Below are 12,489 nucleotides of genomic sequence, written 5' to 3'. Positions count from 1 at the left end.
GCTGAATTTGTTGAAAGGTATTATTATGGAAAATTTCAAACATCTACCAGAACCGTTTCGTATTCGCGTTGTAGAGCCAGTAAAAAGAACCACCTATGCTTACCGTGAGCAAGCCATTGTCGAAGCGGGAATGAACCCATTTCTACTCGACAGTGATGATGTGTTCATCGATTTGCTGACAGACAGCGGTACCGGCTCAATCACACAACGTATGCAAGCAGCGATGTTGATGGGTGATGAAGCCTACAGTGGCAGTCGCAGTTACTACGCACTGTCGAACGCGGTGAAAGATATCTTCGGTTATGAGCTGACTATTCCTACTCACCAAGGTCGCGGCGCTGAGCAGATTTACATTCCTGTTCTGATTAAGAAGCGTGAAATTGAAAAGGGGCTCGATCGCAGAAAAATGGTCGCTTTGTCGAACTACTTCTTCGATACCACGCAAGGCCACACTCAAGTGAATTGCTGCATGGCGAAAAACGTCTATACCAAAGAAGCGTTTGATACTTCAGTGAATGCAGATTTCAAAGGCAACTTCGATGTCGTGAAATTAGAAGAGGCGATTTTAGAAGCGGGTGCTGCCAATGTTCCTTACATCGTGAGTACCATTACCTGTAACTCGGCTGGCGGACAACCTGTCTCTATCGCCAACCTCAAAGCCGTGTATGAAATCGCGCAGAAGTACGATATTCCAGTGATCATGGACTCTGCACGCTACGCTGAAAATGCTTATTTTATTCAGCAGCGTGAAGCCGGTTATCAAGATTGGACGATCGAGCAAATCACTCGCGAGTCCTATAAATATGCAGATGGTTTGGCGATGTCGGCCAAGAAAGACGCGATGGTACAAATGGGCGGCTTGTTGTGCTTTAAAGACGACTCTTTCATGGATGTGTACACAGAATGTCGAACCCTGTGCGTCGTGCAAGAGGGTTTCCCAACCTATGGTGGCTTAGAGGGCGGGGCCATGGAGCGTCTTGCGGTTGGGCTATACGACGGAATGCGCCAAGATTGGTTGGAGTACCGCATCGGTCAGGTGCAATATTTGGTTGATGGTTTAGAAGCGATTGGCATTGTGTGCCAACAAGCGGGTGGTCATGCTGCGTTTGTTGATGCGGGTAAACTGCTTCCACACATTCCGGCGGGTCAGTTCCCAGCCCATGCTTTAGCGTGTGAGCTATACAAAGTAGCGGGAATCCGAGCCGTTGAGATTGGTTCATTGCTGCAAGGGCGAGACCCAGCAACAGGTGAGCAGCATCCATGTCCTGCTGAGCTATTGCGTCTAACCATTCCACGCGCGACTTACACTCAAACGCATATGAACTTCATTATTGAAGCGTTCGAAAAAGTAAAAGAGAATGCGAGCAAAGTGAAAGGGCTCGATTTTGTTTATGAACCACCTGTACTAAGGCATTTTACTGCACGTTTGAAAGAGGTGGAAACCGATGAGAATCAAGCTGAAAAAAAGAGTGAACCAACGCTCGAAGAAGCATTTTAGAATAATAAAATAAGCGAATAGTCATCAGAACCATAATTAAAGGCTCCTTTGGAGCCTTTTGTTTTTTGGGGAGAAGTAGGCAAATGGTACCTTTGGTTAAGTTTGAGACGAAATAGGTAGAGGCTAGGCTTGTTTGTTTTTTAGGGTCGCTTTTAGTTTTTGGAATAGCCACTGATTTAATGGTGCCTCTTTTTGTGAACGACGACAGCTCATCACATAGCTCACATCGAAAGTGAGTTTTTCAGGTAGTTCCATACTACGGCAGCCTTCTGGGACGCTGCCACTGAGCGTAATTCCAAAATAGTCTGAATTGAGCATGATATCGTGAATCATCGCAGGGTGATCGATATCTGCTCTAGGGTTTATTCCAAAGCCAATGTTTCTGAGACGTTCCAGAATTGGGTACTTATTGTCATTCCATCCGGGTGTTTTAAATAGAACCGTCGGATAGTTGGCGAGCGACTCAAAGTCTTTCGCTGGGTGGTCTTCTCTTACAAAGAACACCACTTTTCCTTTTCCGAAGTCCATTTGAGAAATCGACTGCGGTAAGGTTTCATCAAAGTAGTGCACCGCTATCGCCTCTTCGCCGTCTATGAGTTGGTTTCTAGCATTGCTTCCCCATCGTAGGAATGAGTAGTGAGCATTCGGGGCTTCTTTGCTGAGAGCGAAGTAGAGTTTGGATCCAAAACGTTCCCAAAACAGCGTGTTCGCGTAGATTTTGATCGTGCCTCGATAAGATTCTGGAGAGAAGTCTTGATGTTTGATGGCCTCAATACTACTCAATATCTGTTCAAAGTTGCTGATGTTATTTTCAACAAAGGTCGTGGGCTCGAAGCCGTGTTTAGTTTGAATAAACAGTGGGTCGTTAAGTTGGTTTTTTAACTTTGAAAGGTTCTTACTGATCGCTCCAGAAGTTTTTCCTAGCGACTCTGCTACCAGTCCTACATTACGAAGCTCATACATCCGCTTGATGACGAGGATATTTTGAATATCGAGGTTGATGTCCACAGGCTCTCCAAATCATTCCTTTTACAGGCAGCAATCTCTGTGCGCTAAGCCGCCAGAAATCATGTGACTCTAATATCATAGTGGCAATGCACAACTTCTAAGACAGGACAACGTCAGAAGATCGCTAATCCCTTGATTTTCCATTTGGTAAATCTCGCTTTTCCTCGTGTCGTTATCTCTCTGTCGTTAAAGTTACCTCAACAAAGCAACACAGATATTAGACGAACAGATAATTAGAAATACAACGAGGTGATGTATGAATAAGTTACTTGCGCTTGGCTTGATGGCACTTTCAATGAACACCGCTTTTGCTGCTAGCGACGCACATACCGGTACTATCGATATGACAAGAAGTGAAGTCAGCCAAGTTAAGGCTGAGCGTGTAGAATCAGACTTAACACTCGAAGGAAGAAATGAGGCAGCTTTGGGTGGAATCAAATTTCAAAAGCATGTTGAGCAAAACCAACCGATCCAACTTACAGGTCGTCGTGATTAACGCTTAAAGTGTGCTTACCACTTTAAACGTTCTGCCATTGTCATGAGAAATGCTGTGCCTTAGGGTGCAGCATTTTTCGTTATGGGACTCACTCTATTGGTAGCTTAGTGATTAACAAGCCTTGGCATGGTGTGTGACGTGTGGCATTTTGGTCACAATTAAAGGTTTTGCTGCATTAGATAAGCTTGGAAAGGAAGAGCAGATGATACGTCATATTTTACTGATAAAATTCAAAGAACATGCGGAGCTTTCAGAGATTGAAAAGCTAAAGGTGCTGTTTGAAGCAATGCCAAGCAAGATTGAAGGCGTAACTTCCGTAGAGTGGGGGCTAAATGATAGTCCAGAAAACAAGAACCAAGGTTATAGTCATTCGGTCTTAATGACGTTTGAAGATGAAGCTGGGCGACAAAACTATCTACCACATCCAGAACACGATGCCCTGAAAGAGGTATTTCGTCCGTTGTTGGATGACATTATCGTGTTTGATTATTCTCTTTAGCCCTAATAATTTCTCAGTTACAAGATGTAAAGCGTATAGGCATAGGCCCATACGCTTTGGTCAGAGCGAAAAATTACATGTTACTCTGTCGGCAAGATGGTGACAGGAGTGAAAGAAGCTACGGCATTACCACCTGCACCAGGGCGGTCAACATAAGGAGTGTTTTGCATTAAGGTGTAGTAGACGTCCACAAAATCATCGTCATTAACCAACACATTGTTTGGGATCAGCTCAATGATTTTACTGGTGATCTGAGGAATGATCGTATAACCCTGTACTTCTGGATCTGGAATCATTTTCAAAATCTCTTCAGCGGCTTGCACCAGCAGCTTCGCTAGGTCTTTATAGTTGGTACCGTCATCATGTTCCATCAAGATCATGTCTGCAGCCCCCCAGCGGTAACGAGGCCAGAAGATGATGCTTTGGCTCGGATAGTAAGTCTGTTTGTCGTAGTCTAAGTAAGGCATCTCAATTAAGTCGATTTGTGGAGCTATACGACTTGAATCAACTCCAGTGACGATAGCGTAGATTTCCGCTTTGCCTGAGATCCACGGTTCTCTATCGATGGCTAAGCGAATCTTGGTTAACTGAGTGGTATTCAACTCTTCAGGCTCCGATTCAGCTAAAGAGCGCGCATCACTGTTAAATAGCGTCTGCTTTTGAGGTTCTTTGTGCTTGCTGCTAGCACTGTTGCTGCCTGAGTTAAGTTGTGTGTCTGTACCTTGTTTTTGCATTTCAGCTTGCATGGTCATCAACCCAGCCTTGAGTTCTTCGGCACCATTGCTGTCGATCACAAATACCGGAACATCGGGCATTTGGTACACGTCTAATTCATGAACTTGCCCATACACATCGTAAGCTTCGATGTATTGCCAATTTGAATCATCGCCCGATGGTTCGTAAGCAAACAGTGGGCTTTCTCCATTTTTCCAGGCTTCAACCATGGCTTCATCAGCCATCCTAATTTCTAAGACAGAATCACTGAAGTCGTCGATCCCTTTCATCTTACGATAGCTAAGATCGGCTTTGTGCATCTTGCTTGAAAAGGCAGAGTAGGGTTGAGCCGAGTTCAGTGTGTCTAATGGCGTCGATAAACTTTTTTCGCTGATTTGCTTTTTTAGAGAAGACTCAATGTCAATGTAGCGAGCACTTATTTGTAATGCTAGTGATTGCTTTTGTGCAGCGACATTCTTTGCAACAGCAATAGAGTCAGTAAGAGAGTGTGGTGTATCGATATTGTTTGCATAAGACTGAAAGCCAACTACTGTCGTCGCAAGTACCATACTGATTGTAAAAGATGGTCTCATAAATAATCCTTATTTTAATTTTTATCATTAATAGAGCAATTGCCCTACAGGATTAACCTATCAATAAGGTGAATGTGTTTAAAACTTAGTTAGTGATTTCTGTATCGGTATTTAGCACAAGATCTCAGTTCTATTGATTGTTGTAAAATTTATATAATGCAAACTTGATATTTGAATTTTTATAAACCAATCAATAGTTAAATGACAATATTATTATCTATTTATATGTTTTGTGTAATGAAGGTATGTTTTCAGTACTGATTTTGAATTGGCTCCTAAACGACCGAATTAGGAATAGATGTGGGTAGGTAGGAATAATATTAAGAGGTTACACGTCAATAAGAGTTATAGGGTTTCACTATATCTACTATAGTTTCGGCCGTATTTCGGAAGAGAAATTTTTCGGTATAATTCGACTCCCTTAATTAATAGCGCAACGAAATGATCTGCGCACTACGTTATTTTTGAGACCAATCCACTCCTCACAGAACAACGTTATGGCGGTTTCCTCTCGTTAAATTGCTTCGCGTTAAACACTTCCTACATTGCACAAGTATTACTGAGGTTTTTGGCTTTATCGCATTAGAAATGGCGCTATAGGAATACTGCATATGACGAACTTTAACCGCGCTTCACGCTTATCAAAGGCATTGATTTTTATCTCTATTCTTTCTAAGTCCGCTTTCGGTCTAGAAGTGCCAGATAACGCACTTGAATCCTATGTTGGTGATTTCTCGGCTTTGAAAGAGAAAGGTGTAGTGCGTGTTTTAGTCTCAGGTGATATTGGTTTCTATCATATTGAAAATGGTAAGCCAAAAGGGATTTTAGCGGAGCAAATCTATTACTTCGATCAGGCACTTAAACTTAGTGATCCACTGTTGCGCGTCAAGGTGATTCCGGTAGAGCGAAGTGAATTGCTTGAAGCGTTAAACCAAGGGCGAGGGGATATTGCGGTAGCTAACCTTACGGTAACCGAAGAGCGTCAAAGGTTGGTGGATTTCAGCATGCCTATTCGCCGCGATATCGATGAAGTGTTAGTCACAAGCGTATCCAAGCCTTCAATTAGCAGTATCTCACAGTTACAAGGTAAAGAAGTTTGGCTTAAGCAGGATTCCAGCTACATCAATAGCGTTCAAAAATTAAATAAGCAGTTTGAGAAACAAGGGATGGAACCCATTTATATTCACCTGCTCAACGCGAACCTTCAAGACCTCGAACTACTCGAGCTGATTAAGAGTGAGAAAATCACGGCGACCATTGTCGACAGTCATAAGTTGGAGCTGTGGGAGAGTTTAGGAAAGGATATTAAGATCCACACCGATATTACTTTCAGAGAAAATGCTGATATTGCGTGGGCCATCCGCAAGAATAGTCCTCAGCTTAAAGCTCAAATTGACCGATATTTACAGGAGTCGAAACAGGGCACGCTGCTCGGGAATGTGATTGATAATCGCTATCTAGAGAGTGTTTCATGGGTGAAGCGAGCATCTGATCCAAAACAGAACCAACAACGCGACAAATTAGAAGCCTTGTTCGTCTTGTACGGTGAGAAGTACGAGATTGATTGGATGATCCTCTTGGCGATGGCTTTTCAGGAGTCTGGGTTAGATAACTCAAAGATCTCGCACCGTGGTGCTGTTGGCATTATGCAGGTGATGCCCAAAACAGCCAAAGATTGGTACGTGGATATTGACAATGTTTACGACTTGGAAAGCAATATTCACGCTGGGAGTAAGTATTTACGCTTTATTCATGACAGGTATTTTGATGAGCCGGAAATATCTGACATCGATAAGATTCATTTTAGCTTAGCTGCCTATAATGCTGGGCCAGCGAAAATACGAAGAATGCGAAAACTAGCCGCTCAGCAAGGGTATAACCCAAATAAATGGTTTAATCACGTTGAGGTAGTGGCAAAGAAAAACATTAGTGAAGAGCCGGTAAAATATGTAGCCAACATCAACCGATATTTTACGATTTATCAGCGCCTCGATGAATTTCAAGATACGCGAGAAGAACAGCTAGGTAATATGACAAGGCAACTGAATATCAAGCGACTGTCTGGCTACTTTGCTTATTAACAAGTGTTTGATTAATATGATGATTAAGAAAAAGGGGTAGCGCTCGGCTCCCCCTTTTTGTTTTATAAGCACTGACAATTGCTAGTTATTTTTACTTACTCAATATGAGCTTATGATTGCTCGGCAGAAGCCATGTACATCTGCATCTCTTCTAAACTGGTTTTTGCGATAACTTGGTTATCAAGAGAGTAGTGGACTTCATCACCAAAACGTTGGCCAGTTAGCGTTGCACGTGTGCCATCGTTGTAAGTGAGCTCGATAGCAACTTCGTCTTGATTGATCACTTTCATCTCGCTGTGGTCAATGACGTGCTTAGCTAGTGGGTCGATAGGCGCGTCTGTGAGGCTGTCATCCAGTTGATCATTAATATCGATATATGTATCGACCTTAGTGTCAAAGATGTGCGGCTTTTTGTTGATAGGGTTTTTACCTGTCCAAAACTCCAGCGAGTTGAACACAATGTAGTCTGCAGCAACCGTGATACCGTAAGCGGGTGCTAGTAGCATGTTTAATCCACCGCGAGCGTAGCGGTTATCTACGGCTTTCACGTTGAACTCCATCAGCTTACCCGTTACCGCATTGCTACCAACACAACCAAATAAGGTGACTAGGCTTGCTGAAATAATTATTGGTTTTACAAATCGGTTCATCATTCTCTATTTCTAAATTTGTATATTAAGGAACCAATAATTATGTCAAAGTCATGTTTATTCTAATATAAAGCGGCACCTATACTAGGTATCAGAAAAACCTATATCTGTATAGAAACCAAAGATGTATCGCGACTATATGAAAATTGATGGGTTATATTGCCAGCCAGATAAGCAATACTCACAAGGGTGTTTTAACAAAGCTCTGTCATAACCCTAACTGAAGTATGGATTTAGGTTGTGATAATAGCGAGTCAGCTAAACGAAATTACGTTCTACGTTTATTCATTTAAATGACTGCCTGAAGAGCCCGAATGAAACGATTTAACCTAAACCTCATCTATTACTTTATTGCAATATATGAAGAAGGAAACTTAACGTACGCAGCAGAAAGGCTCAATATATCCCAACCTAGTCTCAGCGCTCATTTAAAGCAGCTTCGAGATGAATATCGTGATCTACTGTTCGTAAGAAAATCTTACACGCTTGAGCCGACGCCAGTCGCTAATGACTTGTATCCTATCTTTAAGCAAGCAAACAAGCTTGTCTCTTACTCCTTGCCTGAAACTCATGACTTTGAACCGAAAGCGTGTCACTACACGTTTAGAATTGCCGCAATGAGTGTTTCAAGCAGCGTCATTCTGCCAAAGGTTCTTGATAAGATTCAACAAGAAGCACCCAACTGTGTCATTGAGATTGTAAATCTAAAAGAAGATATGGCGACTGACATCCGAGAGAAGAAGATTGATCTTGTGGTTGACCTGACCAATGCTCATTCAACATTGTTGAGTCAAAAAATCTGGAGTGATGAACTTTGTGTTGTTTGTAGCCAGAACCACACCCGCATCAAAGAGCAGGTTAGTTTAGAGCAATACCTTTCAGAAAAGCATGTAATGCTCACTCATGATAACTATCGAGTGAATCAACTTACCAAGTTTCATAGTCCGATCTTTGAAGATCGTATAGTCGCAAGGAAGCTCAATTCGATTGCTGACTTCTCTGAGACTATTTGCAACAGCGACTGGATTGCGACCTTACCGAAAGGCGTAGCCAACACCCATTTTGATAAGAACAAAATCAAGTTGTTAGAAATGCCATTTGACTACACAAAGCCTTCGTTAAGCGTGTTTTGGCACAGTAATCGTAACGACGATATCGTCAACCAATGGTTAAGAGACCTGTTTACTAGCGAAGTCTTGAGCTTAAGTTCCGAACTATAGAAAACGCCAGCTTAATCGAGTAGGCGTTTTGGTCATCTGACCCGCTCTTCATGTATAAAGTGCCTTATGGTACAAATGACAATATTCGAAATACTCGCGGCTTTAGAAATATTAGTGGCTATTGCCAAAGAGACGCCCATTACAACAAAGACTGACTTATGAATTTTGATATCAATGCACTGAAACACCACCAACTGGTTGAAGATGGCCAACTTGAAGGCTGTTACATTCATCAGCCAGCTCAAGGTAGCCAGCAAGATGACAAAGAGGTATTGGCAGAGCGCGATGCGCTAGAGAGCATGGGCCACAAGGTCGTACAAGTTAAAGCTAAAGGTGGTACAACAACGTTCGCTGAGGCAATGCAAAAGTTAGCGAAGAAGACTGGCCACCAATCCAAGAACTAAGTGAATAGGGGGCTAGCTAAGGCTAGAGTGCCCCCTATATTTTCTCGGTTAGTTAGCTTCTACTTGAGCCTTTGTTACTTATTCAAGCTTTAAAAATGACAAAACCTGCCGCTAAACCGAAGTTATATTTTGTCTTCCACACATTAAAATAATACATCGCTGATCTTCATAGCAATTAGGACGTATAGGCTGCTTAAAAAGCAAGGAAACAATATGGTCACCGTCTATGTAAGCATCGGAAGCAACATCAACCGAGAACATCACGTCACTGAATCTCTCAAAGCGTTAAATGACCGCTTTGCACCACTGCACCTATCCAATTTTTACGATTGCGAGCCTGTTGGTTTTGAAGGCGACAATTTCCTTAATCTAGTGGTGGGGTTTGAATGTGACCTCGCTGTCACAGATCTCTCTCAGGTTCTTCATCAAATCGAACTGGACAACGACCGCAAGCGTGAAACCAAAGAATATGCTTCACGTACAATGGACATCGACATTCTTCTTTATGGCAATCAAACTGGCATCATTGACGGTGTAGAGCTGCCTAGAGGTGAAATCACCGAGTACGCTTTTGTACTTCGCCCATTAGTCGATGTTGCGGCGCAAGAGCGACATCCCACTCTAGACATATCGTTTCAGCGGCTCTGGAACAACTTCGACCAAGCGAGTCAGAAAACCGCCCCCATCCCTTTTGAGCTCAGTTTCATGCAGCCATTGCAGCGGCTAAATGAGGAATGAACTCGTCATCACCTGAGCTCTACTGATCTTTTCTTAAAATAAGCACGTAACTGACTTCACTTCCTAAGGATTGGACACTGTTATGAATCACAACGCCATTATCACCATTACAAATCTCAGACTAAGAACCTTCATCGGCTTTAATGAAGAAGAGAAGACTAAACAGCAAGATATCGTTATTAATGCTGAGATTCATTATCCCGCTAACAACCTTTGTCTCTCTGACGACGTCGACAACGCACTCAATTACAAAAACATCTGCAAACAAATCATTCATCACGTCGAGTCAGGACGTTTTCTGCTTTTAGAGAAGTTAACCAGCGACGTCCTCGGTATTTGTATAGACCACTCATGGGTTCGGTACGCGCAAGTGAGAATCGACAAACCTCATGCGCTACGTTTCGCTGATTCCGTCTCGCTCACCCTGACCTATGAAGCTGAACTCGAAAATTAATGAAAAAGGAGCAGGCCAATGTTAACTACAGAAGCAGAAAAAGTAAGAGAAGCTTTGCTCGGGAAGGGACTAGAAACCCCGATGACATCGAGCGAAATGAACAATGACCAAAAGTACAACCGCATTAAAGGACTCTTAACAGAAGTGGTCAGTACACTTGGATTGGATTTGACCGATGACAGCCTCGCTGAAACACCTCATCGTATTGCAAAGATGTATGTTCACGAGATATTTTCAGGGCTCGACTACAATAATTTCCCTAAGATTAGCGTGATAGATAATAAAATGTCGGTTGATGAGATGGTTAAGGTCTCGGATATAGATTTAACTTCGACGTGCGAACATCACTTCATTACCATCGATGGTTTAGCGCAGGTAGCCTATATCCCCAAATCCAAGATTCTTGGGCTTTCTAAAATAAACCGTATCGTGCGATTTTTTGCTCAGCGTCCTCAAGTGCAAGAACGCCTAACTCAGCAAATCCTAGTCGCGATCCAAACTCTCGTTGAGACAGAAAATGTGGCTGTGACGATAAAAGCCACTCACTACTGCGTGAAGTCTCGAGGCGTTATGGATGCAAACTCGGAAACGACAACAACTGCGCTCGGTGGCAGCTTCAAAACTAACCCTCAAACTAGAGCTGAGTTCTTACGATGAGTGAAACGATACTGATAACCGGGGTGGGGAAGCGCCTCGGCTTCGCTTTAGCGCAACAACTTTTATCGGACGGGTATAAAGTGGTTGGCACATACCGAAGTAACTACCCTCAGCTGCAATTGCTACGTGACAATGGGGCAGACCTACAGCAGGTCGACTTCTATCAACAAAGTAGTTTGGAGAGCTTCCTTCATTACGTTGGTCAAGAATATAAGGCACTTCGAGCCATCGTTCATAACGCTTCCGATTGGAAGCCAGAGAGTAAGAAAGACCCCAGCGAAAACGCATTACAAATCTTGAACGATATGATGACTATTCACACCACCGTGCCTTATCTGGTGAATTTAACACTCAAAGGCCTATTGATGTCTGGAGATCAAACTTCAGATATCATCCACATCAGTGACTATGTCGCAGAAAAAGGTAGTAAAAAACATATCGCTTATGCCGCCAGTAAAGCCGCACTCAATAACTTAACGCTTTCATTTTCAGCGATGCTGGCCCCTAAGGTGAAAGTGAATACCATCTCCCCGGCCATGATTAAGTTCAATGAACATGACGGCGAAGCGTACAAGGCCAAAGCGTTGCAGAAAGCATTGATTCCAGCAGAGGCAGGCTTCGAGGAAATAATAGATGGCATCAAGTACGTGTTGGCTAGCCACTATATGACTGGGAGAACCTTGCACTTAGATGGCGGCAGACATTTGAAGTAAATTCGTGTGTTTTGAACCTTCACTCGTGGCAACTTTGTTTCGGAAAGCATTTTAATTTAGGGCGATGTTCGAGTTTCAAACAATAAACACCGAGAATTACGTTATTTTTGACGCTTTTACTATAATCGTTGTGTTGAATGTGGCGAATTATAGGCCAATATTGTTTGATTTTTCGTCTCTTTGTAACGACTGAATATCATTCCAATGATTGTTTAATCTATCCTCTCTTCGCATTGCCTTCGATTGCTTGTCGTATTCTTCAAGCTGGTCCATGAACTTTAAAAATTTTCGGTATAGCTCTATTAACTTATGTGTAAATCTCATGTTCTAAAAACTCACTTAGCCAACGCTGTGTTGTTGGAACTTATGGAATATTTTGACCCTCCCGAAATGTGCAATCACAAACCATATCGTTTGAATATATAGTTAACATGGAGTTGCTGTTGGTGTAGCGGTCAAGTAAAGGTGGTTACGGTTTTGTAAGTTTGGCAGTAGGGCTATTCCGACCCATGCCGCACAATTGTTATTCTATTGATAACGCTCATTGGCGAACAACTATTTATTTTTATGGTCAAGATAAAAGATAATCTAATCCGGTGATAGTCGACACTCATGTAAGTGCGTTCTTATAGAGCTTTAATAATTCGGTGTGTAATTTAGAAAAAAGGATTGGAAATATTTTCCTAAAAAAAGTTTCGGTAGCCTATTGAACAAAGGACATGTTTGGGAGGTGTCCGCGTAAATTTTTATTGTAGGTAGTTTCC

Annotated in this window: 13 protein-coding genes; 10 read left to right on the top strand and 3 right to left on the bottom strand. The window is 42.5% G+C overall.

Going from position 1 to position 12,489, the window contains the following annotated elements:
* The first annotated feature begins 25 nt into the window (after positions 1-25).
* Entirely contained in the window at positions 26-1,498 is a 1,473-nt protein-coding gene (gene tnaA / locus OH460_RS12800) for a tryptophanase (protein ID WP_269997597.1), read from the top strand.
* Positions 1,499-1,621: 123 nt separating this feature from the next.
* On the opposite strand, the gene OH460_RS12795 is transcribed toward tnaA, so the two are convergent.
* Positions 1,622-2,506: a LysR family transcriptional regulator gene (locus tag OH460_RS12795; RefSeq protein WP_269997595.1), complete on the bottom strand. Its 885-nt coding sequence runs from the start codon at positions 2,504-2,506 to the stop codon at positions 1,622-1,624.
* 256 nt (positions 2,507-2,762) lie between these two features.
* Here OH460_RS12795 and OH460_RS12790 point away from each other — a divergent pair, with 256 nt between their 5' ends.
* Together OH460_RS12790 and OH460_RS12785 are read left to right on the top strand one after the other, a co-directional pair.
* Positions 2,763-3,002, top strand: a complete 240-nt coding sequence (locus tag OH460_RS12790) for a hypothetical protein (protein ID WP_061032684.1) — start codon at positions 2,763-2,765, stop codon at positions 3,000-3,002.
* Positions 3,003-3,204: 202 nt separating this feature from the next.
* Positions 3,205-3,501 (top strand): Dabb family protein, encoded by a 297-nt coding sequence (locus OH460_RS12785; protein ID WP_102423243.1) that lies wholly within the window; start codon positions 3,205-3,207, stop codon positions 3,499-3,501.
* 80 nt (positions 3,502-3,581) lie between these two features.
* Here OH460_RS12785 and OH460_RS12780 read toward each other — a convergent pair whose 3' ends face one another.
* Complete coding sequence (locus OH460_RS12780) at positions 3,582-4,808, bottom strand: DUF3103 domain-containing protein (RefSeq protein ID WP_198778121.1); 1,227 nt, start codon at positions 4,806-4,808, stop codon at positions 3,582-3,584.
* Between the two features lie 611 nt (positions 4,809-5,419).
* On the opposite strand from OH460_RS12780, the gene OH460_RS12775 reads away from it, so the two are divergent.
* The gene (locus OH460_RS12775; RefSeq protein WP_269997589.1) at positions 5,420-6,889 is read left to right on the top strand and encodes a transglycosylase SLT domain-containing protein; all 1,470 of its coding nucleotides are present in this window, start codon (positions 5,420-5,422) and stop codon (positions 6,887-6,889) included.
* A gap of 110 nt (positions 6,890-6,999) precedes the next feature.
* Here OH460_RS12775 and OH460_RS12770 read toward each other — a convergent pair whose 3' ends face one another.
* Positions 7,000-7,542 carry a DUF3332 family protein gene (locus OH460_RS12770; RefSeq protein WP_269997587.1) on the bottom strand — a complete coding sequence of 181 codons (543 nt, stop codon included), beginning with the start codon at positions 7,540-7,542 and terminating at the stop codon, positions 7,000-7,002.
* A 311-nt stretch (positions 7,543-7,853) separates the two neighbouring features.
* Between OH460_RS12770 and OH460_RS12765 the strand changes: the two genes are divergently transcribed.
* The 6 genes from OH460_RS12765 to folM all read left to right on the top strand — a co-directional run bounded on the left by OH460_RS12765 (position 7,854) and on the right by folM (position 11,725).
* Positions 7,854-8,759 carry a LysR family transcriptional regulator gene (locus OH460_RS12765; RefSeq protein WP_269997585.1) on the top strand — a complete coding sequence of 302 codons (906 nt, stop codon included), beginning with the start codon at positions 7,854-7,856 and terminating at the stop codon, positions 8,757-8,759.
* 158 nt (positions 8,760-8,917) lie between these two features.
* Positions 8,918-9,163 (top strand): hypothetical protein, encoded by a 246-nt coding sequence (locus OH460_RS12760; protein ID WP_269997583.1) that lies wholly within the window; start codon positions 8,918-8,920, stop codon positions 9,161-9,163.
* Positions 9,164-9,376: 213 nt separating this feature from the next.
* Entirely contained in the window at positions 9,377-9,901 is a 525-nt protein-coding gene (folK, locus tag OH460_RS12755; RefSeq protein WP_269997581.1) for a 2-amino-4-hydroxy-6-hydroxymethyldihydropteridine diphosphokinase, read from the top strand.
* Between the two features lie 82 nt (positions 9,902-9,983).
* Positions 9,984-10,355, top strand: coding sequence for a dihydroneopterin triphosphate 2'-epimerase (folX, locus tag OH460_RS12750; RefSeq protein ID WP_008223740.1), 372 nt, complete (start codon positions 9,984-9,986; stop codon positions 10,353-10,355).
* An 18-nt stretch (positions 10,356-10,373) separates the two neighbouring features.
* Complete coding sequence (gene folE / locus OH460_RS12745) at positions 10,374-11,012, top strand: GTP cyclohydrolase I FolE (RefSeq protein WP_008223742.1); 639 nt, start codon at positions 10,374-10,376, stop codon at positions 11,010-11,012.
* A complete protein-coding gene (folM, locus tag OH460_RS12740; protein ID WP_269997579.1) occupies positions 11,009-11,725 on the top strand; it encodes a dihydromonapterin reductase in 717 nt (238 codons plus the stop codon). The genes folE and folM overlap by 4 nt, the downstream gene beginning before the upstream one ends.
* Positions 11,726-12,489: the final 764 nt, after the last annotated feature.

The sequence above is a fragment of the Vibrio sp. Makdt genome (assembly GCF_027587015.1).
In the GTDB taxonomy this organism is placed as follows: Bacteria; Pseudomonadota; Gammaproteobacteria; order Enterobacterales; family Vibrionaceae; genus Vibrio; species Vibrio chagasii_B.
Note: the sequence above shows the minus strand (reverse complement) of the source record. Positions and strands in the feature narration are given on the sequence as shown.